The organism is Arthrobacter sp. SIMBA_036, from assembly GCF_046535135.1.
In the GTDB taxonomy this organism is placed as follows: Bacteria; Actinomycetota; Actinomycetes; order Actinomycetales; family Micrococcaceae; genus Arthrobacter.
On sequence record NZ_JAWRXG010000002.1, the window covers coordinates 126,454 to 149,348 of the forward strand.

The 22,895-nt window shown below is 64.1% G+C and carries 17 protein-coding genes and 1 tRNA gene; 6 read left to right on the forward strand and 12 right to left on the reverse strand.

The genetic code is table 11. The features are described from left to right. Window positions 1-68: 68 nt before the first annotated feature. Window positions 69-140, reverse strand: a tRNA-Gln gene (locus SB659_RS03300). A gap of 288 nt (window positions 141-428) precedes the next feature. Here SB659_RS03300 and SB659_RS03305 point away from each other — a divergent pair. After that, window positions 429-1,028 (forward strand): TetR/AcrR family transcriptional regulator, encoded by a 600-nt coding sequence (locus tag SB659_RS03305; RefSeq protein ID WP_410549674.1) that lies wholly within the window; start codon window positions 429-431, stop codon window positions 1,026-1,028. Between the two features lie 33 nt (window positions 1,029-1,061). On the opposite strand, the gene SB659_RS03310 is transcribed toward SB659_RS03305, so the two are convergent. From SB659_RS03310 to SB659_RS03330, 5 genes are all read right to left on the reverse strand, one after another. Further along, window positions 1,062-2,900 carry an ABC-F family ATP-binding cassette domain-containing protein gene (locus SB659_RS03310; protein ID WP_284977695.1) on the reverse strand — a complete coding sequence of 613 codons (1,839 nt, stop codon included), beginning with the start codon at window positions 2,898-2,900 and terminating at the stop codon, window positions 1,062-1,064. Between the two features lie 35 nt (window positions 2,901-2,935). After that, complete coding sequence (locus SB659_RS03315; RefSeq protein ID WP_410549472.1) at window positions 2,936-3,928, reverse strand: 4-(cytidine 5'-diphospho)-2-C-methyl-D-erythritol kinase; 993 nt, start codon at window positions 3,926-3,928, stop codon at window positions 2,936-2,938. Beyond that, the gene (rsmA, locus tag SB659_RS03320) at window positions 3,925-4,806 is read right to left on the reverse strand and encodes a 16S rRNA (adenine(1518)-N(6)/adenine(1519)-N(6))-dimethyltransferase RsmA (protein WP_410549473.1); all 882 of its coding nucleotides are present in this window, start codon (window positions 4,804-4,806) and stop codon (window positions 3,925-3,927) included. The genes SB659_RS03315 and rsmA overlap by 4 nt, the downstream gene beginning before the upstream one ends. A gap of 57 nt (window positions 4,807-4,863) precedes the next feature. After that, complete coding sequence (locus SB659_RS03325) at window positions 4,864-6,027, reverse strand: transglycosylase family protein (protein ID WP_410549474.1); 1,164 nt, start codon at window positions 6,025-6,027, stop codon at window positions 4,864-4,866. A 304-nt stretch (window positions 6,028-6,331) separates the two neighbouring features. Next, complete coding sequence (locus SB659_RS03330) at window positions 6,332-7,243, reverse strand: TatD family hydrolase (RefSeq protein WP_410549475.1); 912 nt, start codon at window positions 7,241-7,243, stop codon at window positions 6,332-6,334. Window positions 7,244-7,385: 142 nt separating this feature from the next. Here SB659_RS03330 and SB659_RS03335 point away from each other — a divergent pair, with 142 nt between their 5' ends. Genes SB659_RS03335 through SB659_RS03345 form a run of 3 tightly spaced genes read left to right on the forward strand, consistent with a single transcriptional unit; the run spans window position 7,386 to window position 12,469 of the window. Further along, window positions 7,386-8,489 carry an AAA family ATPase gene (locus tag SB659_RS03335; protein ID WP_410549476.1) on the forward strand — a complete coding sequence of 368 codons (1,104 nt, stop codon included), beginning with the start codon at window positions 7,386-7,388 and terminating at the stop codon, window positions 8,487-8,489. Window positions 8,490-8,501: 12 nt separating this feature from the next. Beyond that, complete coding sequence (locus SB659_RS03340) at window positions 8,502-9,923, forward strand: DUF58 domain-containing protein (RefSeq protein ID WP_410549477.1); 1,422 nt, start codon at window positions 8,502-8,504, stop codon at window positions 9,921-9,923. Further along, complete coding sequence (locus SB659_RS03345; RefSeq protein ID WP_410549478.1) at window positions 9,920-12,469, forward strand: transglutaminaseTgpA domain-containing protein; 2,550 nt, start codon at window positions 9,920-9,922, stop codon at window positions 12,467-12,469. Before SB659_RS03340 ends, SB659_RS03345 begins: the two co-directional genes overlap by 4 nt. A 139-nt stretch (window positions 12,470-12,608) precedes the next feature. Here SB659_RS03345 and SB659_RS03350 read toward each other — a convergent pair whose 3' ends face one another. Both SB659_RS03350 and rsmI read right to left on the reverse strand, forming a co-directional pair. Beyond that, window positions 12,609-14,090 (reverse strand): NAD-dependent succinate-semialdehyde dehydrogenase, encoded by a 1,482-nt coding sequence (locus SB659_RS03350; protein ID WP_410549479.1) that lies wholly within the window; start codon window positions 14,088-14,090, stop codon window positions 12,609-12,611. Window positions 14,091-14,251: 161 nt separating this feature from the next. Then, complete coding sequence (gene rsmI, locus SB659_RS03355) at window positions 14,252-15,082, reverse strand: 16S rRNA (cytidine(1402)-2'-O)-methyltransferase (RefSeq protein WP_350224858.1); 831 nt, start codon at window positions 15,080-15,082, stop codon at window positions 14,252-14,254. A gap of 195 nt (window positions 15,083-15,277) precedes the next feature. Here rsmI and SB659_RS03360 point away from each other — a divergent pair, with 195 nt between their 5' ends. Both SB659_RS03360 and SB659_RS03365 read left to right on the forward strand, forming a co-directional pair. Continuing rightward, complete coding sequence (locus SB659_RS03360) at window positions 15,278-17,023, forward strand: dolichyl-phosphate-mannose--protein mannosyltransferase (RefSeq protein WP_410549480.1); 1,746 nt, start codon at window positions 15,278-15,280, stop codon at window positions 17,021-17,023. A gap of 10 nt (window positions 17,024-17,033) precedes the next feature. Next, entirely contained in the window at window positions 17,034-18,866 is a 1,833-nt protein-coding gene (locus tag SB659_RS03365; protein WP_410549481.1) for an AMP-dependent synthetase/ligase, read from the forward strand. Between the two features lie 4 nt (window positions 18,867-18,870). Here the strand turns inward: SB659_RS03365 and SB659_RS03370 are convergent, their stop codons facing one another. From SB659_RS03370 to SB659_RS03385, 4 genes are all read right to left on the reverse strand, one after another. Beyond that, window positions 18,871-20,256 carry a TIGR01906 family membrane protein gene (locus tag SB659_RS03370; RefSeq protein ID WP_410549482.1) on the reverse strand — a complete coding sequence of 462 codons (1,386 nt, stop codon included), beginning with the start codon at window positions 20,254-20,256 and terminating at the stop codon, window positions 18,871-18,873. Window positions 20,257-20,471: 215 nt separating this feature from the next. Next, window positions 20,472-21,950 (reverse strand): adenosylhomocysteinase, encoded by a 1,479-nt coding sequence (gene ahcY / locus SB659_RS03375; RefSeq protein ID WP_410549483.1) that lies wholly within the window; start codon window positions 21,948-21,950, stop codon window positions 20,472-20,474. Window positions 21,951-22,000: 50 nt separating this feature from the next. After that, window positions 22,001-22,219 (reverse strand): Trm112 family protein, encoded by a 219-nt coding sequence (locus tag SB659_RS03380; protein ID WP_284977682.1) that lies wholly within the window; start codon window positions 22,217-22,219, stop codon window positions 22,001-22,003. Between the two features lie 184 nt (window positions 22,220-22,403). After that, entirely contained in the window at window positions 22,404-22,781 is a 378-nt protein-coding gene (locus tag SB659_RS03385) for a DUF3499 domain-containing protein (protein WP_284977681.1), read from the reverse strand. Between the last annotated feature and the right edge of the window lie 114 nt (window positions 22,782-22,895).

The following is a 22,895-nucleotide window of genomic DNA, read 5'->3' on the forward strand; positions in this document are numbered from 1 at the left end:
CATCCAACAATGGACCCAGGCACCGTTCGAGCCGTTCCAGGTACAGAGAGGAGCGCGTTTTCCGACCGTTCCGCCCATAGGATTCGAACCTATACTCCACGGCTCCAAAGGCCGGGGTGCTGCCATTACACCAGAGCGGACTGTGCGTGTTTCCGCAGCCAGGGCGGCAGCCCGGACAGCTTCCCGGATGACCGGGATGCACACACAAGAATCTAGTTTGCCATGACCATTGCGTGCTTCGCGACTTGACCGGTTTTTACTCCCTGCCGGACATGCCCTTCCCACAGCCGTTGCCCGTGTTCAACAGGCCCTTGCGGCATGATGGACACGTGAGCAAGCCCACCAACCTGCCCCAGGCCCCAACGGGTTCTGTTGGCTTGGAACCCGCTACCGAGGCCTCCCTAGGGGAGCCGGCGGCCCGCGTTCGGATGACAGGGCACCAGCGAAAGGCGCAACTGATCGGCATTGGCCGCTCCCTCTTCGCTGCGCGGGGACTCGACGCGACAACCATTGAGGAGATCGCCGCCAAGGCCGGAGTCTCCAAACCTGTGATCTACGAACACTTCGGGTCCAAGGAGGGCCTCTACCGGGAGGTGGTGGAGCACGAATTCCGTATCTTGCTCGACTCCATCACTCAAGCGCTCAGCACCGATGCCGACCCCAGGGTTCTTGTGGAGCGCGCGGCACTGGCACTGCTTGGCTACATCGAACAGCGCACTGACGGATTCCGGATCCTCATCCGCGATGCACCGCCGTCACAGCCCGAAGGCGCGTTCTCGACGCTCCTATCGCATGTCACCGTCCGGGTGGAACATCTGTTGTCCGATGAGTTCACCCGCAGGGGATTCAGTTCCGCCGACGGTGCCATGTACGCACAGATGCTCGTTGGCATGGTGGCCATGACGGGCCAATGGTGGCTCGATAGCCGCACGCCGGATAAACGCGCAGTGGCCGCGCACTTGGTGAACATGGCGTGGAACGGGCTGACCGGGTTGCAAAAGGAACCCGAGCTGCGCTCCGGGGCCTAGCCAGCTCCGGGGCCTAACTACGGGCACGCCGGGTTACTCTCCGAGCACCTCCGCGGCCTCCAGCCATTCGAGCTCGAGGCCTTCCTTCTCGTCCAGCAACTCCTGCAGCTTGGCATTCAGTTCGCCGAGCGCATCGAAATCCCCCGCTTCGGATTTCGCCGCCATTTGGGTGTGAAGCTTTTCTTCCTGTTGGGCGATTTTGCCGAGCTGCCGGTCGATCCGGTTGAGGTCCTTGCGCGCTTCACGCTTTTCGGATTCGCTGGCCCCGGACGGCGCGGCGGACGACGCCGATGCAGAAGAACCGCTCGTGGCCGTGGGGGCGCCCGATCCCCCGCCCATGCCACCGGAAGCCAAGGCGGCCTCGCGGAGTTCGAGGTACTGATCCACACCACCAGGCAAACCACGGAGTTTTGCATCGCCAAGCAGCGCCATCTGATGGTCCGTGACGCGTTCGAGCAGGTATCGGTCGTGGCTGACAACCACCAGCGTCCCCGGCCAGCCGTCCAGGACATCTTCGACGGCGGCGAGCGTGTCGGTGTCGAGGTCGTTAGTGGGTTCGTCGAGCATGAGCACATTGGGCTCCCCCACCAACAACCGCAGGAGCTGCAGCCGGCGTCGTTCACCACCGGAGAGATCCGATACGGGAGTCCATTGCTTTTCCTTGGTGAAACCGAGCTGCTCCACCAGCTGTCCGGCCGTGAATTCCTTGCCGCCCACGCTGAAGGAGCGTTTCTCCCGCTCGATGACCTCGATGACGCGCAGGTCCGAGACGTCGTCGAGCTCTTTCACCTCTTGGGTGAGGACGGCAGTAACCACGGTTTTTCCGCGCTTGACCTTGCCCGTGGTGGGTTGGATTTCACCGTTGAGCAGCTTCAGCAAGGTGGATTTGCCTGCGCCGTTCACGCCCACCAAACCAAGCCGTTCGCCCGGGGCAAGCCGGAGGGTGATGTTGTCGAACAGTTTCTGCCCCTCCTCGCCGTCGAGGAAGTCCAGCGTCACGTTCTCGAGGTCGAGGACGTCCTTGCCCTGGCGCGCGGTGGCCATCTTGCTGAGGGCCACGGAGTCGCGCGGGTCCGGCACGTCGGCTATGAGATCGTTGGCTGCTTCGATCCGGAACTTCGGCTTGGCCGTCCGGGCCGGGGCGCCGCGCCTCAACCATGCCAGTTCCTTCTTGACCAACTGCTGGCGCTTGCCCTCGACGACGGCGGCCATGCGGTCGCGCTCGGCGCGCGCCAAAACGTAGGCGGCGTATCCGCCGTCGAACATGTCCACCATGGCGTCGTGGACTTCCCAGGTGTAGTTGCACACTTCATCCAGGAACCAGCGATCGTGCGTGACCACCAGGAACGCGCCCTGGTTGGCGCGCCAGCGCGTCTTGAGGTGCCTGGCGAGCCAAGCGACGCCTTCGACGTCGAGGTGGTTGGTAGGTTCGTCCAGCATGATGACGTCGTGGTCTCCGATGAGGAGCTTGGCCAGCGCAACGCGCCGCTTCTGGCCGCCGGAGAGCGCGTGGACGTTGGCGTGCCAATCGACGTCGCCCACCAGCCCACCCATGATTTCGCGGATCTTCGGGTTCGCTGCCCATTCGTGATCGGCTTGGTCACCGACGATCGCGGCGCCGACTGTCAGGTCACCGTCCAGCACGTCGCTTTGGTCGAGGTAGCCGACGGTGACGTCGCCGCGTTTGGTCACCCGGCCCGAATCCGGGGTTGCCCGAGCCGCGAGCAGACGCATGAGCGTGGACTTTCCGTCACCATTGCGCCCCACCATGCCGATGCGGTCGCCATCCTCCAAACCGAGGGTGACGCCGTCGAGGACAGTGCGGGTCGCGAACGAAACGGTGAGGTTTTCGCCGCCGAGCAGGTGGGCCAATGGGTACTACTTTCTACAGCTGGAACGCGGAGGTACTAAAGGAGGGTATCGGAGATGATCCGTGCCCCGGGTACAGGGCCGTGGACTGCGACGGTGGTGTGCCCGCGGTGCGTCAGTTCCTCGGCCAGGACACTCGCGGAAACGGAGTCCCTCGCGAGCAATGCGATGGTGGGCCCGGACCCGGACACCATCCCCGCCAAGGCACCGCGGGCTTCACCGAGGCCTATGGCATCGCGAAGTTGCGGTGCCAAGGCAATGGATGCCCGCTGCAAATCATTAATGAGGACCCGGCTCAACTGTTCGGGATCCCCGTGCCGGAGGGCCTGCAGGATGGTGGGGTCCACCTCCACGGGCTCGGGTATGTCCAGGCCTTCGGAGTCCCTGAGCCCGTCAAGGGTGCGAAAAACATCCGGCGTGGAGAGCCCGTAATCGGCAAAAACCAAGACCCAATCCATCTGCGCCTTGGCCAGCGCCGGTGACAACTTATCGCCCACACCAAGCCCGACGGCGGTGCCGCCGAGGAGCGCGAAAGGCACGTCCGCGCCCAACTCTGAAGCCAGGTGGGCCAGTTCTTCCCGGGAAAGTCCGCTGTTCCACAAGGCGTCGCAGGCAAGCAACGTGGCTGCGGCGTCCGCAGATCCGCCGCCCATCCCGCCAGCCACAGGCACCCGCTTGGTGATTTCCAGGTGCACCCCGGTGGGCTTCTCGGACACCTCCGCCATGATTGCTGCGGCCTTGTAGGCGAGGTTCCGCTCGTCCAGCGGAATGTCGACGCCGTCGAGGTCCAGCGTGCTGTCCGGGCTGATGCCCACTGTGATCCCGCCGGACTCCGTACTGGTGGCCGCCACTTCCTCGTACAGGGAGACCGCGAGGTACACGCTGGCCACCGAGTGGTAACCATCAGGACGCAGGGGGCCCACGCTGAGCGAGACGTTTACCTTTCCCGGCGCCTTGACGCGCACGGTACGGGCATGGAAGCGGTCACCCGCGTATGGCAGGCCGGCTGGTTTTCGGGTACCCGGGTTCATGCTTCCACGGGGTGGCGGGCTTCGGCGATCCTGACATAGGCCGAGATATCGAGCACCTCGCCGCGGGCAGTGAGGTCGACGCCGGCCGTGACCAGGAAACGCTCAGCTTCTGCTGCGCTTCCGGCCCAGCCTGCCAACGCTGCACGCATGGTTTTACGCCGTTGCGCAAAGGCTGCGTCGATGACGGCGAACACTTGTTCGCGGGTGGCGTGGGTGGCTGGCGGGTCATGCCGGGTGAAGGACACCAAGCCGGAATGGATCTTGGGCGCGGGCCAAAAGACGTTCATGCCAATAACGCCGGCTTTGCGCATGCGGCCATACCAAGCGGCCTTGACCGAAGGAACGCCGTAGACCTTGGACCCGGGGCCGGCGGCTAAGCGATCGGCCACCTCGTCCTGGACCATCACCAGACCGTGCTGGAGGCTCGGAAAATGCTGCAACAGGTGGAGCACCACCGGGACGGCAACGTTATAGGGCAAGTTCGCCACCAGCGCCGTGGGCTGCACGGGCAGTTCGGTGACCTTCATGGCATCGGACACCACGAGGTGGAAATTGCCTTCCGCCCCCGGGCGCCACGCACTGACCGTCTCTGGGAGTTTGGCGGCGAGCACGGGATCGATCTCCACGGCAACCACCGCACTCGCGGCATCCAGTAATCCAAGGGTGAGCGAGCCCAGCCCCGGGCCTACCTCCAGTACCGTTTCGTCAGGCCCGATGCCGGCAGTGGACACAATCCGTCGGATCGTGTTTCCGTCGATCACGAAGTTCTGGCCCAAGGTCTTGGTGGGACGGACCCCGATTTCCTCGGCAAGTCGCCGGATGTCGGAGGCGCCAAGCAAAGGCGCGACGGCGGCGGGCTGGGAATTCGGTTCAGTCACCTAGATATCGTATCGTCTGCGCCGGACATCCCCTGTGCCGGATGTCCGGCGAACGGGTCAGGCTGCGTGCGCGCAGCCCCAGTCGCTGAGGCCGTTGCGGGCGTAGAGACGGTTGGCGATCTCGATTTGCTGTGCCTTGCTGGCAAGGTTTGCGGTGGGAGCGTAGGCGCCACCACCGTTGGCCAGCCACGTCGAACCAGAGAACTGGAGGCCACCGTAGTATCCGTTGCCGCTGTTGATGGCCCAGTTTCCACCGGACTCACACTGGGCGATCCTGTCCCACATGGCTTCGTTCGGGGCGCCGGTGGGTCCGCTCGAAACAGGGGCTGAGGCAGCCGCGGCAGGCGCCGGGGTGGGGGCCGGGCGGTCCTTGGTGCCGACGCTGATCTTCTCGGTAACAGGCTGGGTGGTCACATTGCTGGACACGAGTTCACGGGATGCCTCCTGGCCATCAACAAGGACCAGCTTGAACGTCTTGACCAAAGAACCGGCCACACCGGCCTGGGTAACCTTTTGCTCGCCCTTGAACAGGTCGGCACTGTCCGATTTCACACTGTCGAAGGGGACATCTTCGGTAGCCTGAGCGGTCTTGCTGGTGTCCACGCGGGAGACCTTGATCACCATGTCCTGGATGATCGGCGCGTTGCCCGGCTGGGAGACCCGGTCATCAGCGCCCACCTTAACACCGGCGTCCTTCAATACCGTGGCGACGTCGGCCGCCGTCGTGGTGGTGTTGGTGTCCTTGCCGTCAGCGACGATGCTGATGGTCTTGGGCGTGGAGATGGAGACGAACGAACCGTTGACTGCCAGCGAGGCATCCTTGGGCTGGGAGACCTTGGACGTGCTGGCAACGCCGAGCTCGGAGACCAGTCCGGCAACGTCCGGGGACGTGGTGGTGACCGTCTTGCGGGCGCCGTCCAGGTCAATGGACACCGCCTTAGCGAGGTTCACGTTCACCACAGAGCCGTTATCCACCTTGGCATTCAGTGCCGGTGAGACGCGGTCCGTGTTCTTCAGCTCGACCTTTGCAGCCTTGACGACTTCGTCAACAGTGCCACCGAAGGTCTGGATGGAGCTCACCTTGCCGTCAACGTTGAGGGTTACGGTCTTGTTGTTGCCGACGAAGGCGACAACTCCGACCACCAGTGCTGCGACAACCAACACTTGGACACCGACTTTGAGAAAGCTGAACTTGCCATCCGTTGTGAAGAACTTGATCACGATTGCCCATTACTCTTAGACCATCCAGGCACGGGGAAGAGCACAAAAACGAGCGTGGCCGCAAAACGTTGGGGCCAGGCATATAAGCCTGGTCCCGCCTTTTACTGCCGGCCGTTTTGGGCCGTTTCACATCGTTGAACTGAGGGCCTGCATCAGCACGCCAGCTGTCCGAAGGCCTTCCCCGACCCCGGCTACTTGTTTAACACAGTAACCGATCCGTTATAAAGCATCCAAGCCTTCTGCATACCGGGTATCCCCTAAGGAACCTGCGAGGACGTCCCGAAGACGGGCTAAAAAGCGCGGATTAGGCCCAAGATCCATAAGCATCCACGGTATTTTTCGCCAGCCGCGAACAAAGTTCCGCGAGGTCACTTCCTGTCACGTCGGCCATGGCCCGGACAGTGTAGGGAACCATGTAACTGGCGTTCGGACGTCCACGATGCGGGTGGGGCGTCAGGAACGGCGAGTCGGTCTCCACCAGGATCCTCCCCGGTTCTGCCACGGCCAACGCCGCGCGGAGGTTCCCTGCATTCTTGAATGTCATGGTGCCGGCGAAGGACATGTACCAGCCGTGCTCGTTGCACGTCCTGGCCAGCTCTTCATCGCCGGAAAAACAGTGGAAGACCACGCGGTCGGGTGCACCTTCCTCACGGAGGACCTGCACCACGTCATCATGGGCGTCCCGGTCATGGATCTGCAACGTCAGGTCCAGTCTCTTGGCAATGTCGATGTGCCTGCGGAATGAATACCGCTGATGGGCCAACCCTTCGCCCTGCGTTCGGAAGAAGTCCAAACCAGTCTCGCCGATGGCGCGGATCCTCGGGTGGCCAGCCAGTTGCTCGATCTCGGCGAGCGCTGTTTCCAATTCGCCCCTCTCGGCGTATTCCGGTGCGTCGTTCGGGTGGATGGCGACGGCCCCGAGGAGGCGGGGATCGGCGTCGACCGCTTTGACAGTGAATCGGGACGATTCGAGGTCGCAGCCAACCTGCACGGCACCCTGCACCCCCACGCTCTCCGCAGCGTCCAGGGCATCGCGGACCGATACCTCGATCACGCCGTGCCGGAAATCCAGGTGGGTGTGGTTGTCCATCACTGGTACCGGCAGGGGTTCTGGAGCTGGTGGGTAATCCTTGCGGGACGTACCTGTTTCCGCAGGGAGGGCCTCGTGCTCGTCGTCACGAGCACGGTAGGGAGCAGGAGCGAGGGAATTGCACATGCTCCCACCTTAATCCGGCTGCGCAGAAATTCCGCGGGCACTCTGTCTGCCAAAGCCATTGTCTAGGTAGGCTGGACGGAAAGCCCGCATTGGCAGCGCTCCAGGAGGATTGCCAAAGGCGGCCACGGCTGAAGGGCAATCCATGGAGTCCAAGCGACCAGTCGCCATCGAGCATTCACAGCGGCTTGAGCAGTCACAGCGTGAGGCCGCAGTCCAACCTGCCCAGCCACGGGACGCGGCACTCAACGGCCACGGTCAGCACCCGATGGACGCCGAGCGCTTCCACGAGGCCAGTGAGCACATCCTGGGTTCCATCAACCGGGTCATCGACGGAAAGGCCGACGCCGCCAAGCTCGCCCTGACGGTGCTCCTCGCCCAGGGCCACCTGCTGCTCGAAGATGTGCCGGGGGTTGGGAAAACCCTGTTGGCCAAAACCTTGGCGAGGACGGTCGATTGCACAGTTTCCCGCATTCAGTTCACCCCGGACCTGTTGCCCTCCGATGTCACGGGGGTGTCCATTTACAACCAGTCCTCCCGGCAGTTCGAGTTCCGTCCCGGTGCCGTGTTCGCCAACATCGTCATCGGTGACGAGATCAACAGGGCCTCAGCCAAGACCCAGTCCGCCCTCCTTGAGTGCATGGAGGAGCACCAGGTGACGGTGGACGGGAAGTCATATCAGTTGGGGCTGCCTTTCATGGTGGTGGCAACCCAAAACCCCATCGAAATGGAAGGTACCTACCCGTTGCCCGAGGCCCAGCGTGATCGCTTCATGGCGCGGATCTCCATGGGCTACCCGGACAAGGACGCAGAGATCCAGATGCTGGAAACACATCAATCGTCCTCCCCTTTGGTCAAAGTCACTCCGGTGGTTACCGCCAACGACGTCGCTGCCATGATCGCCATGGTCCAGCAGGTCTACGTGTCCACTGCCATCAAGGAATACACGGTGGCAATCGGCCGTGCCACCCGGGACAGCGCGAACCTGCGCCTGGGGGCCAGCCCGCGATCCTTGCTACAGCTCCTGCGGGCTGCCAAAGCCACCGCTGCCCTTGACGGCCGTGACTTCGTACTGCCCGACGACGTGCTGGACGTGGCCGAGTCCGTATTGGCCCACCGGATCATCCTCGAGCGCAAAGCTGCAAGTTCCGGTGACACCCCGCAGAGCATTCTCCACAGCATCCTGACGTCCGTTCCCGTTGCGAAAGAACCCGCCGGGGCGTGGGCCAGGGAACGCCGCGCCGGTTAGGAGGCACGGAAGATGTCGGTAGCAGGGTGGCTCCCCAGGCATTTGTTCACCAACCGTGGGTGGGGCCTGCTGGGCAGCGGTGCGGTGTCCCTCGGTTGCGCAGCCGTGATGGGCAGGCGGGACCTGCTGACCTTGGCGGTGCTGCTGTTCCTCTTGCCTTTACTCTCCTTGGCAGGGGTACGGATGCTCAAGCCCTCCTTTCAGGTGTACAGGGAGTTCAACCCATCCACTGTGGAAACCTCCGCTGCCACCACCGTTCGCTTAGCCGTTGCCCGCTCCGGGTTCGACTCGGGCCACGTGACCATGGAGGAGCAACTACCTCCGCGGTTTGGCAGCCCTCCCGCCTTTCGTTTTCCCGCGAGATCCGCCTCAGGCGGGACCAGCCGCTACGAATACCAGTTGCGGTCCGGCAAGCGCGGTCAGTTCCGGATCGGTCCGGTGACCGCGGAATTCAGCGACCCTTTCGGCTTGTCCTTGCGCCGACACTCCATCGGCGACGGCGACATCCTCACGGTGACGCCGGCCGCCGTCGAACTTCCGGTGACGGGCCTGGCCGGGGCCAGAGGCAACGACGGCGTCACCGCCACCCGGGTCCGGGCCAACCCGAGTGATGACGACATCATGACCCGGGAGTACCGGCACGGGGACCCGCTGCGGCGCGTGCACTGGGCGGCGACCGCGCGGCACGGGCAACTCATGGTGCGGCAAGAGGAATCGGTGACCACTCCGGAGGCCACGGTTATCCTCGATCATCGGTTCACCGCCTTCGCTGCCGGGCTCGGCACCGGCTTCAGCGGCCATGACGAAGACTCGGACCTCATCACCGGGCCGGGATTTGAGTGGATGGTCACAGCGGCCATGTCCATCGCGGCCCACTTGGCAGAGCGGAACTACTCACTGCGCCTCCTCGACGCGTTCGGAAACCCTGCATTCCTGCATTCACGATCGGCACCGGACCCCGAAGCAGAGGAATTCTCCGGGCTCGGCGGCCTGCATGCCATCGCGGAGGGGCTTGCCGCGATCGAACTGACCGGCCCCAGGCACGCCCGCCCCGAGCACCATGACGGAGCCGCCGGAACGGTAGGCGCTGATTTCTCCGACGCCCCTTTCGATGACGGGTTGATGGACAAACTTGCCATGCACCGGCTACGGGGCCCGCTCTTGGCCCTCCTTGGAAACCTGACCGTAGCCGAAGCCCGGGCCCTCGCACCGGCGGCAGGCTATGGTGCCAACGCCTTTGCCTTGGTGATGACCGACGGGGTGCACCCCCGGGACGAGGCTGTGGAGATTCTCTCGAGGGCCGGGTGGCGTGCCGCTGCCGTGACAGCCCGGACACCATTGGCCCAGGCATGGTCGGCCTTCGAGGAAGGCGGCATCGTGGCGGCGGCCGGAGCAGCCATGGACGTTCGACGCGGAGCAGCGGTGCCACGATGAGCGCGGGACAGGAACATCGGATACGTCCGAACCCGGGCGGGGATGGCGCCTCGCCAGACTCCCCAACAGCAGACCCCACAGCGGGCTCCCCCACGTCCGGATCCCTCACACGCGAGCCCCGCACGGCCGGCGCGGGCCCCTACCCGTGGCTCATGGCGGGTTCCATCGCCGTGGCCGTCCTGGGTTCGTCGTTGTCCCTCAATGGGGTTTTCCGGGGCTGGGCTTGGCTGCTGCCACTGATCACTACGGTGACCGTGGCGGCGCTGAGCCTGGCTGCCCTCCGTTCACTCAGGGCGCGTCCGTTGCTGGCCACCGCCGGCTCGCTGGGCATGCTGGCGACCATCTTGAGTTTCATCTTTTGCAGGCAAGAAAGCCTGCTCGGGTTCATCCCCACCCCGGCTACCTTGGCCGCCGTCGGCAAGCTGATGCAGCGGGCCGCAGAAACCGTAGTCTCCGAGACCGCGCCAGTTCCTCCCAACGCGGGAATCGTTTTCGTTATGTGTGCCTGCCTGGGCCTGTTGGTCATCCTGATGGATGCGCTGGCCGTTCCGCTGTCCATGCCCGCCGTCAGCGGTCTGGGGCTACTTGCTGTCATGGTGGTTCCAGCCACCGTCAAACCGCAGAGTGTGGGCGTGGCCGGGTTCCTCGGGGCCGGGATCGGCTACCTGCTCATCCTCGGTACCAGCCAGTGGTTTGCCCATGACCCCCGACTGCAGTCCGGCTCCACCCGCGGTTCTTCGCAGTTCAAACGTTCCATGGTGGCCGGCGGGCTGGCTCTTGGCCTGGCTTTGGTGGTCCCCCTGGCGATTCCGGGCTTCGACTCCGGTACTTTCCCCCAAGGCTCGCGATTGAGTCCTTGGGGGACGGCGAACGGATTGAACCCGATGATCACCTTGGGCAACAGCCTGCGCAGCCCTACGGGTGCTGGACGGATCACCTATGCCACGAGCTCCGGAAGCGCCGAGTACCTGAGGTCGGTGACCATAGACAGCTTCGACGGCGAAACGTGGTCGCCCGACGATCGGGCCGGTCAACGCCGTCCCGGTACGGACAAGATCGACGCCGGCTACACCCTGCAGGGCCCCACCGTCCCCGCCGTCACTTCCATCGACGCCGGCCAGTTCACCAGCCCGTACCTTCCAGCGCCGTTCGCCCCCGCGTCGGTCAACGGGCTCAGCGGGAGTTGGACGTGGGACCCGGCCACTTTGAGCATCATGAGCACGGACAGCAGTACCCGCGGGCAGCGGTACGTGGTTTTCTCGGCGTCGCCCAAAATAACCGCCCAAGCCATGGCGCTGGCCAACGCCGCTCCCCGCGGCATCTCCAACGACTTTCTCCGGATCCCGGCAAACCTCCCGGACATCGTGCGGAAGACCGCCAACACAGTGACGGCGTCCGCTGGCAACAACTACGACAAGGCGCTGGCCATCCAAAAGTACCTGCGCTCCAGCGAGTTCACGTATTCGCTCCAGGCTCCCGTCCAGAACGGCTATGACGGCAACGGACTGTCCGTCCTGGCCGACTTCCTTACGGTCAAGAGCGGCTACTGCGTGCACTTCTCCTCCGCCATGGCGGTCATGGCGCGTGTTGAGGGTATCCCCAGCCGCGTTGCTGTGGGCTACGCCCCCGGGCATCCCACCGGACAGTCCGTCGCGCTGGTTGGCCAAGGGTCATTCCCTGAATATGAGGTGGACGCCCGCGACGCACATGCTTGGCCCGAGCTTTACTTCGAAGGCCTTGGATGGGTTCCGTTCGAGCCCACACCTTCCCGCGGGGTTGTTCCCGATTACGCGACCGATCCCGCGGTACCCGGCAGCATCACCTCAAACACCGATGAAAAGAACAGCGCTGCGACCCCCGAGGCGCCAGCGCCCACCGCCACCCCGACGGCGGGAGCTTCCGCTGCCGTTGCCGGTCCCGCCGAGGTCCGCACGCTTCCCGTGATCAGTGTTGGGGCTGCCGGCTTCCTGCTGCTGGTTGCCTTCCTCTGCTCTCCCCGGCTGGCCCGGACAGCGCAGCGCCGTCGACGGCTCGCTGTTCGCCCACCAGCGCGTGCCGGCACCCCGCCTCCCGGATACCGGGACCCTGCTCCCGGGCTTGCGTGGGCGGAGTTGCAGGACTTGGCCACCGATTACGGCATGCCCTCCGCGCCCAGTGAAACGCCGCGCCACTTTTCCGCACGGCTACGTGCCAGCGCCGCCTTGGGTCAGGCAGGAGGCATCGACGACGCCGCCCACGTGGCAGTCATATCCCTTACCTCCGAGTTCGAACGCGATCGGTACGGCCAGCCTGCGGGTCGAGGTGGCGTACCACCAGCGGCAACACCGGCTGCGCCGCGCATCGCCGTCGTTCGCGAATCGCTTCGCAGCAACGCCCGCTGGTCCGTGCGCTTCCGCGCGGAGTGGGTCCCGCCGTCGTTGATGCATCGGTGGTCCCGCGGTTTGGGGGCGCCGCTCCGGTCGCTGCGCACGGCGGGTAAGTCCGCGGGGTGGGCCCTTGCCCGGAGCTGGCGAAAGCTGGGCAGGTTGTTACCCGAGAGGCGATAGGGCGCCGGTGAGACTGACCCGCTACAGCAAAGGCCCGCTACAGCAAAGAGCCCGGCGCCGGAACTTGTGGTTCCGGGGCCGGGCCCTTTACGTGCGTCAACCGTTCTTGTTGCGAGAGCGGTGGACTGGATCCTGCAACCTAGTCGGCGTAGGGATCCGCGATACCTACGTACTGGGTGTAGAGGTACTCTTCGATGCCTTCGGAACCGCCTTCGCGGCCCAGGCCGGACTGCTTGACGCCGCCGAACGGTGCCGCCGCGTTGGAGATGACGCCGGCGTTGAGACCGAGCATGCCGGTCTCCAGGCGTTCGCTGATGCGCAGGCCGCGGTTGAGATCCTTGGTGAAGACGTATGCCACCAGGCCGTATTCGGTGTTGTTGGCCAGGCGAACGGCGTCATCCTCGGTGGAGAACGTGACGATCGGGGCTACCGGACCGAAGATTTCTTCCTGGAGGATGCGGGAATCGGCCGGGACGTTCTTCAGGACCGTGGGCTGGTAGAAGTAACCGGGACCGTCGACGGCGGAGCCACCGGTAACTGCCTCGGCGCCGGCTGCCACGGCCTCGGTGACCAAGGCGTGGACGCCGTCGCGGGCTTTGCCGTCGATCAACGGACCCACCTTGGACTCGGGCTCGGTGCCACGGGCCGTGGTGAGTGCACCGATCTTGGCGGCGAACTTCTCAGCGAAGGAGTCTGCGATGGACTCGTGCACAATGAAGCGGTTGGCAGCCGTACAGGCCTCGCCCATGTTGCGCATCTTCGCAGCGATGGCACCTTCAACGGCCTTGTCCAGGTCGGCGTCTTCGAAGACGACGAACGGGGCGTTGCCACCGAGTTCCATGGAGGTGCGCAGGACCTTGTCCGCAGCTTCACGGATCAAGGCCTGGCCAACGGGCGTGGAGCCGGTGAAGGAGATCTTGCGTAGGCGGTCGTCCTTGATCAGCGGGCCGGTCACGGCGCCCGCGGTGGAGGTCTGGATGACGTTCAGGACACCTGCCGGAAGACCGGCCTCTTGCATGACCTGTGCGAACAGCAGGCTGGTCAGGGGGGTCAGGTTGGCGGGCTTGAGCACCATGGTGCAACCGGCGGCGACGGCGGGGGCTACCTTGCGGGTGGCCATGGCCAAGGGGAAGTTCCACGGCGTGATCAGCAGGCAGGGGCCAACGGGCTTCTTCTGCACCAGGAGGCGGTTCTTGCCGTCAGGGGCTGCGGAATAGCGGCCGGAGACGCGAACAGCTTCCTCGGAGAACCAGCGGAGGAACTCAGCGCCGTAGGTGACCTCGCCACGGGCTTCGGCCAACGGCTTGCCCATTTCCAGGGTCATCAGCAGGGCAAAGTCCTCGGCCCGCTCGGTGACCAGTTCAAATGCGCGGCGCAGGATCTCGCCGCGTTCGCGCGGGGGGGTGCGGGCCCAGTCTGCCTGGGCGGCAGCGGCGGCGCCGAGGGCGGCCGCGCCGTCTTCGGCACCGGCATCGGAGATGCTGAGCAGGACCTTGCCCGTGGCCGGGTCCTCTACATCAAAGGTCTTACCGGATCCCGCCGGGCGCCACTGACCGTTGATCAGCAGGCCAGTAGGGACAGAAGCCAGCAGTTCGCTTTCGCGTTCAACCGTGACAGTCATGGCGACTCCTTCGTCTTGGGTGCCTTTGGAGAAGTGCACCGCTTGGGTTCCTTGCCAGAAGTGGCTTGAATTACTGCCACCGTACTGCCCGGCAAGAAGCAGTGTCTACGCCGTCGCGCACTGCCTGGGCATCGCCGATTTGTGCAGGTGCACAGCTCTGATCAGCGTGCTGCCAGGACCGCCGAGTAGAGTTCCCGTTTGCTGATCCGGGCGTCCTCGGCCACAGCCGCTACGGCCTCTTTGAGGCGCATACCTTGGGAAATAAGCTCGTTCACGGCCGCCACATGGTCCTCGGGCTTGCCAGGTTCCTGTTCGGGCGCACCAGCGACCACCACGGCAATTTCGCCGCGGACTTCATTGTTTTCAGCCCACTCCAGGAGCTCGCGCAACGTTCCGCGGAGGACTTCTTCGTACGTCTTGGTCAGTTCACGGCAGACGGCGACGCGGCGTTCCGCGCCGAAGCGCTCGTGCAGGGCACGCAGCATCACTTCAAGGCGGTGCGGCGCTTCGAAAAACACCATGGTCCGTCGCTCGTCAGCCAGATCGGCTAGGCGGGAGTTTCGCTCCCCCGACTTGCGCGGCAGGAAGCCTTCAAAGCAAAAGCGGTCGGTCGGTAGGCCGGACAGGGCCAACGCAGTGAGCACAGCAGACGGCCCGGGAACGGCCGTGACGGTCAGCCCGGCAGCAACTGCTCCTTCGACCAGGCGGAAACCGGGATCGGAGACCGCGGGCATGCCGGCATCGCTGACCATGAGGATGGTCTTTCCGGCGCGTACGTGATCCAGCAACTCGCCCGTCTTGGCTACTTCATTGTGTTCGTGATAGCTGATTACGCGGCCGGTTACTTCCACGCCCAGCGCGGTGACCAAGCGATGCAGCCTGCGCGTGTCCTCGGCTGCCACGATGTCGGAAGTGGCAAGCAACTCGACCAACCGCGACGACGCATCGCCGACGTTGCCAATGGGGGTGGCTGCCAGGACGATCCTGCCCACACCCGGGGCTCCGGCCGGGCCCGCAGCCGCGGAACCCAGACCAACCAGTTCGTCGCTGAAGTCCTCGCCCACCTCGGCATGAGCGTCGTCACTGAAATCGGCGTTATCCGGGGTTGCCTGTTGTTCGTCCACCTGCCAAGCCTAATGCCGCGCGGGGTCAACCCTGCAGCGGGAATCGAAAGGTAGCATGGGCGGGTGAACCAGACGCTCGTTTCCGACGCTACGTCCAGCACCCCTGCGGCGTCATCCGTCAGCGGCCAAGGCGGCCCCGGCCGCACGTCAGGGCGGGCGCTTGGCCGGGGGCTTGAACGCGGACTCGACCGCCACCGCTGGATAGCACGCCCCGCGGAGGCATTCACCGAGGCGGCCCTGCGGGAACGGCTGATCGGGACAATCCAGAGCTGGCGGGACTATCCGGCGTCGTTGCGCTTGTGGTTTTGGCTGATTCCCACGATCTCGGCCGTCTTGGCCGGCATCCTGCGCTTCTTCCGGCTTGATACGCCGCATAGCTTGGTCTTTGATGAGACCTATTACGTCAAGGATGCTTACTCCTACCTGGTCAGCGGCTACGAGCGGAGCTGGCCGGCGCAAGCCAACGACTCGTTCAACGCAGGAAATCCCAATGTCCTCCTGGACACGCCCGAATACGTAGTCCACCCTCCCGTGGGCAAATGGATGATCGCTTTCGGGATGTGGCTGTTCGGCGGCGACAACCCGTTCGGCTGGCGTTTCAGTGCGGCGTTGACGGGCACGTTGACGGTCTTCCTGGTTTCGCTCATTGCCTTGAAGCTTTTCCGTTCACACACGTTGGCTGCCATAGCGGGGCTGCTGCTTGCGATCGACGGGCACCACTTGGTGCTCTCCCGCACCTCTCTTTTGGACATCTTCCTGACTTTTTGGCTCCTGGCCGCTTTTGGCGCCCTGCTGTTGGACCGCGACGACGGCCGCCGTCGTCTGGCCTCCCGGCTGGCCGCCCAAGCGGCTGGTTCGGGCGGTTCCCGGCCTTCCGCCACGCAATTGGTGACCGGCCCATGGCTTGGCATGCGGTGGTGGCGCCTCGTTGCCGGAATCTGCATGGGCTTGGCGGTGGGGACCAAATGGTCGGCCCTGTTCTTCGTGGCTGCCTTTGGAATCATGACTGTCCTGTGGGACATGAATGCTCGGCGCGTCGCCGGAATCCGGACCTGGTTCAGCACGGGCATCATCAGGGACGGATTACCAGCGTTCGTGACCCTCATTCCCGCTGCCGCCGTGACCTACGCTGCGACCTGGACAGGATGGTTCCTCTCCAAGGACGCCTACTACCGGCAATGGGCTGCGACGAACCCGACGCCGGGTTGGGATTGGCTCCCCGCTTCCGTGCGATCACTGGTGCACTACCACATTGAGGCGTTCAACTTCCATCAAGGCCTGACCGCCGATCACCCCTACGAATCCAGTCCCTGGACCTGGCTTGTGATGGGTCGGCCTACATCGTTCTTCTATGAAACGCCCAAGCAGGGCACGCCCGGCTGCGACGTGCAGGCCTGTTCGTCGGCCATCCTGCCGCTGGGAAACCTCGTAGTGTGGTGGGGCGGAACCATTGCCCTGGTGATCCTGCTCTTCTGGTGGGCCGGCCGCCGCGACTGGCGCGCCGGAGCGATCTTGGCCGGGGTAGCAGCCGGATACCTGCCCTGGTTCATGTATCCCGAACGCACCATGTTCATCTTCTACGCAGTCTCCTTCGAACCCTTCTTGGTCCTGGGACTCACCTACGTACTCGGCCTTGTCCTGGGGCGCAGCAATGATCCGCCCTGGCGCCGCCGGTCGGGGCTCTACGCAGTAACCCTGGTACTGGTGGTGGCGGTGCTGTTAACAGCGTTCTTCTACCCGGTACTGACTGCGGAAGTGATCAGTTACCAGCAATGGCACATGAGGATGTGGATGCCGTCGTGGATCTAGGGACACGCTCGTGAGGGAAGCTAGTACGGAGCTCCTGGTCGAGGCAGATGAAAGCACCAACGTCACGGACCTTCTTCTGGAACGTTGCCGTAAGGATCCTTTTGGCATCTTGTACGCGCACAAGACCCCTAACGGCTGGCTCAATGTTTCTGCTGCCCGTTTCCTGGCGGACGTCACCGATCTGGCCAAGGGGTTGATCGCCGGCGGCCTGAACCCTGGCGATCCCGTAGCGGTGTTGTCCCATTCAAGCTTCGAATGGACACTGGTGGATTTCGCCATCTGGATGGCGGGCGGGGTTACCGTCCCCATCTACGAGACGTCCTCTGCGAGCCAAATTGAGTGGATCCTCGCTGATTCCGGAGCTCGCCGCGTCTTCGTGGAGGACTTGGCGAAGGCGGGCATGGTCCGTTCCCTGGTAGACAAATCAACTGCGCTGGGCGAGGATCCGGTCACCATCATCCGCATGGATCACGACGGCGACGCCCCGAACCTCACCAGCCTGGCCGCCGTCGGCATGGGCATCTCGGATACCGAGGTGGAGCGCCAACGCAGCGCGGCCACGCTGTCCGACGTCGCCTCCATCGTGTACACCTCCGGCACTACAGGCAAGCCAAAGGGTTGCGAAATCACCCACGGCAACTTCGTCCGGGTAGCCCGCAACGTCATACCGTTCCTCCCTGAACTGCTCATGCAGCCCGGCGCCCGCACACTGATGTTCCTCCCCTTGGCGCATGTCCTTGCTCGCGCCGTCCAGGTTGTCTGCCTCACTGCGGGAATCACCTTGGGGCACAGCGCCGGCGCTGCCGGGCTGATGGCGGATCTCGGTTCCTTCAAACCCACGTTCCTGCTGGCCGTCCCCCGGATCTTCGAGAAGGTGTACGCCGGGGCCAGCCACGCCGCCGCCATGAGCGGCCGATCCGCTTTGTTCGCCGCGGCATCTGCCACAGCTGTGGAGTATTCGACGGCGGTGGACCTCGCCACCCGCGGTGAAGGGGCAGGTCCAGGGTGGCTCCTGGGGCTCAAGCATTCAACGTTCAACCGCCTCCTGTATCCCAAAGTCCGCCAAGCCTTCGGTGGAAATGTTGGTTTCACGGTTTCCGGTGCGAGCCCGCTCAGCCTGCGGGATAACCACTTCTTCCATGGCGCCGGCGTTCCGGTCCTCGAAGGGTACGGCCTGACCGAAACCACAGCCCCCTGCACGGTCAACACGCCCGACATGAGCCGCATTGGATCGGTCGGCATACCACTGCCCGGAACCACCATCCGTGTGGCGCCCGACGGTGAGATCCTGGTCAAAGGCATCGGCGTTTTCAAGGGCTATCACGGCAATCCCGAGGCCACCGATGCCACGTTCGTGGATGGTTTCTTCCGGACCGGGGATTTAGGTGAACTCGACGAGGACGGATTCCTGACCATCACCGGCCGCAAAAAAGACCTGTTGGTCACCGCTGGTGGTAAGAACGTGGCCCCGGCGCCTCTGGAGGAGAAGCTCCGGGAACACCCGTTGATCGCCCATGCCGTGGTAGTTGGCGAGGGCCGACCATTCATCGCAGCCTTGCTGAGCCTTGATCCCGAAGGGCTGGCCCAGTGGTGCTCTCAACAGAAGATAAAGCCCCTGTCCGTGGCTGAAGCAGTTGAGGATCAGCGCGTACGGGCAGCCGTCCAACCCGCCGTGGACGAGGCCAACAAGCTCGTTTCGGCAGCTGAGTCCATCCGGAAGTTTGAATTCATCACTGCCGATTTAAGCGTTGAATCGGGCCATCTCACGCCGTCGCTCAAGCTCAAGCGCTCGGCTGTGATCCACGATTTCCAAGGAGTCGTGGACAAGCTCTACCGAAAATAAGCGCCTACCGCTTGGCTCTGGTTTTCGCTTCCCGGTGAGCATCGTCTTCAGCGTCTACCGAAGCGTTGCTGGCGTGTGCGCCCGCGCGGGTTCCGGCGTCGAGCGTTTCCGCTTCCTCGCCACCCCCGTCGACGTCGGCAAGTTCGCCCGCGCTGGAGTCACCATGGTTGGAGCCTTCTACCGTTGCGTCCTGGCTGGCGGCCTTGCGCTGTTTGCGCGGCGGAAGTCCCCTTCGACGACGGGTGGGCCAGGTGAAGATGAAGGTCAGCACGGCCGCGATGAAGACCAGGGCACCGATTACGATGCCGGCGTCCACCCAGAACTGGCCCGGGAAGAGGCGGATCAGGGTGTCATCCAGTGAGAAGGTCCAGGTCCCGTTGGCGAAGAAAACGTGGTGGAAATCGGTGAAGAACTGCTCCCAGTTCAGCGTGCCCAGGACGCCCAAGGCGATGATGATGACCAGCGTGACGATCGAGCCGGCGAAGAGGCCGCGACGGACCCCGCCCTTGCTGCGCTTACGAAGATACAGAATGGCGATGATGCTCAGCAGCACCAGCAAGAGACCACCAAGGAACGTGGACAGGATCACGACCTTGACGTCGGCCATGTGGGCAACTTCGCCGTCGCGGAAAAGCTTGGTGCCGTCTTGGGTGACCAAGCCTCCCAAGTAGCGGGGACCGGCCCAGTTGCTCAAATAGTCCACAGCATACGAGCCGTAGGTCGTGCGGTCATCGGTGCTGAAGCCGTACCCGTCTCCGGGGAAGCCAGGACGGTTGTACTCCACCCAGAGGAACAGCGGGCTGGTCACGGCGCGGACGGCAAGGACCAAAAGGATGATCGGGTAGAAGACAGCCAGCAGGACCTGGAAAACACGGGGGCCAACGGGCTTGACCTTGGCTGCTTGTTCACGCTCGGCGTTGCGGCGGGCCACCTCCTCTTCCGGCGGACGGACCTGGAGGGCCGACGTCGGCAGCGGCTCCGAATAGGTGGACTGCTCGGAGTACGCGGACGGTTGCTTGTCCGCCGGCGTGTGGGCCAAGGTATCCGCGAACACGGGAGTCTCGGCCACTGGCTGGTCGGCGCCGGCGGTCCCCGCTTCGGCGGCTTTCCGGTCGGCACGCGAGCCAGGCTGCTCGGTGAGGCCAGGCTGCTCGGTGAGGCCGGGCTGCTCGGTGGGGCTGGGCTGCTCGGTGGGGCCGGCTGCGCCGGCGGTAGCTCCGGCGGCGGCGCCCTGCACCTCGTCGGTGGGCGCCGCTGCGGAAGAACCGCTGGACGAAGCTGGCTTCATCCAGTCAAAAGCCGGCTCGTCCGGGTCCTCATGGGAACCGGTGTCGGGCTCTTGCGGTGTCTGGCTCTTGTCGCTCACAGCGGGTTTCACTTCCGTAGGCATCCACCGGCAATATCCTGCCGCCGGCTCTCTTGTCTGCAGTCGAGCCTACCGTCCGGCTTTGGGCCGACACGAGGATCAACCCCGGCCGCGGCCAGATTGAAATGCAACTGTAAGCTCGCTGTCATTATGCGGCGCCGACGGACGGACCGTCGACGCCGCATGATTCGTCAAGCGAATAAGGCACAGGAACAATGCACAGCCGGACCGCCGCGGTCCTAGTAGCGGTAGTGCTCCGCCTTGTAGGGGCCAGCGACGTCCAAGTCGAGGTAGTCTGCCTGGTCCTTGCTCAATTCGGTCAGTTCCACGCCCAGGGCGTCCAAATGCAGGCGCGCCACCTTCTCGTCCAGGATCTTCGGCAGGACGTAAACCTGCTTTTGGTATTCACGTTCGCCCGCAGGCTGGTTCCTCTTGGTCCACAGCTCAATCTGCGCAATGGTCTGGTTCGCGAACGAGTTGCTCATCACGAAGGACGGGTGACCGGTGGCGTTACCCAAGTTGAGGAGGCGTCCCTCGGACAGGACGATGATGGAACGTTCGTCATCTGAACCGGCGTCGAAGACCCACTCGTGGACCTGCGGCTTGATTTCCACCTTCTTCACACCGGGCAGCTTGGCCAATCCGGCCATATCGATTTCATTGTCGAAGTGGCCGATGTTGCCCACGATCGCCTTGTTCTTCATGCCGAGCATGTGCTCGGCCATGATGACATCCTTGTTGCCCGTGGTGGTGATGAAAATGTCGCCCTGCGCCAGGACGGATTCCAGTTTGGCAACCTGGTAGCCGTCCATGGCGGCCTGCAGGGCACAGATGGGGTCGATTTCCGTGACAATCACCCGCGATCCCTGTCCGCGCAGCGCCTCTGCGGCACCCTTGCCGACGTCGCCATAGCCGCAGACGACGGCGACCTTACCGCCCATGAGGACGTCGGTGGCGCGGTTGATCCCGTCCGGCAAGGAGTGGCGTATGCCGTACTTGTTATCGAACTTGCTCTTAGTGACGGAATCGTTCACGTTGATGGCCGGGAAAAGCAGCTTGCCCTGCTCGGCAAGCTGGTACAGGCGGTGTACGCCGGTGGTGGTTTCTTCCGTGACGCCTTCGATGCGGGCCGCCAGCCGGGTCCACTTTTGCGGGTCGGTGGCCAATGTGCGGCGTAGGAGGTCAAGGATGAGTATGTATTCCTCAGGATCTTCCTCGGTGGCTGCCGGCACTGCACCGGCGGCTTCGAATTCCACGCCCTTGTGCAGCAGCATCGTGGCGTCACCGCCGTCGTCGAGAATCATGTTGGGAACGAGTTCGGGATTGGTCTCCGCGCCGGGCCACGTCAGGATCTGCTCCGCGGTCCACCAGTACTCTTCGAGGGTTTCGCCCTTCCAAGCGAAGACCGGGACACCCTGCGGGTCTTCCGGCGTACCGTTACCGACAACGACGGCGGCCGCGGCCTCGTCCTGCGTGGAGAAGATGTTGCAGGAAGCCCAACGGACCTCGGCACCCAAGGCTGTGAGGGTCTCGATGAGGACCGCAGTCTGCACTGTCATGTGCAACGATCCGGCGATCCGGGCACCCTTCAGCGGCTGCTCCGCTCCGAATTCCGCCCGGAGTGACATCAGGCCGGGCATTTCGTGCTCAGCAAGGCGGATCTGGTGGCGGCCCGCCTCCGCGAGGGAAATGTCAGCCACTTTGAAGTCGAAAGTCATGGAAGTTCCTTAGGGATTAACCGGACGTGCGGATGTGGAGGGGAAGCCGTTCAGGCCTGGGAATCGGTGTGGCTGGAGCCGGCAGCGTTCGCGGCTGCCAAAAGTTCCGGGGGAAGCAGCAACGGAATGCCGTCCTCCATCGTGTAGCGGAGCTTTTCGCCGTCGGCTCCCGGCTCGGTGGAGACCAATTCTTCCCCCTCCTGGACCAGTGGGGAACCGGTCACGGGGCAGCGCAGGATGGACAACAGTTCAGGACTGACCTTTGGCATAAATGATGCTCCCTGGATGGCGCCGTGGTGGCACGCTAGGTGGACTTATCTGCTGATCCCAGCCTACCGCGCAGTCCCTCCCCTGGTCCGCGGACGACGAATTGCGTCCCAGGCTCGCGGCCCTCCCTCCACCTGCAGCGACGCGGTGACGACGCCTCGCGTGACTTGCCTCAGTGGGTAAGAACTACGAAGGTTCGCGGAGTACGCGCAGGTGGGCGCGGCGGGTTCCTTCCGCGGCAGCCGGCGGCTCAATCTGCGGGTGGCTGTGCCGCGCGGCGGTCTCCGGAGCTGCCGAGGCGGCCTCCCTGACAGCATTTGCTAAAGCAAGCAAGTCATCCGGACCAGGCTCAGGCCTGGTGGCCGGCATCGCCAAACGCAGGACCTCCCAGCCACGAGGAACCGTGAGGCTGCCGGCGTGCTGGGAGCAAAGGTCATAGGCATGCGGCTCGGCGTAGGTGGCCAGGGGGCCCAAAACGGCCGTGGAGTCTGCGTACACGTACGTCAAAGTGGCCACCGCAGACTGGCGGCAGGCTGATCTTGAACACTGACGGATAGCACCCACAACACCCCAGATTAGCGCTTATGGAGACCTACCTTGTGCATTGGGGGCTGTGACCCGCGCAAGAATTTCCGCGGGGACGGCACTCTTGCCGTTCCGGCCTGATGATGTCGCGTT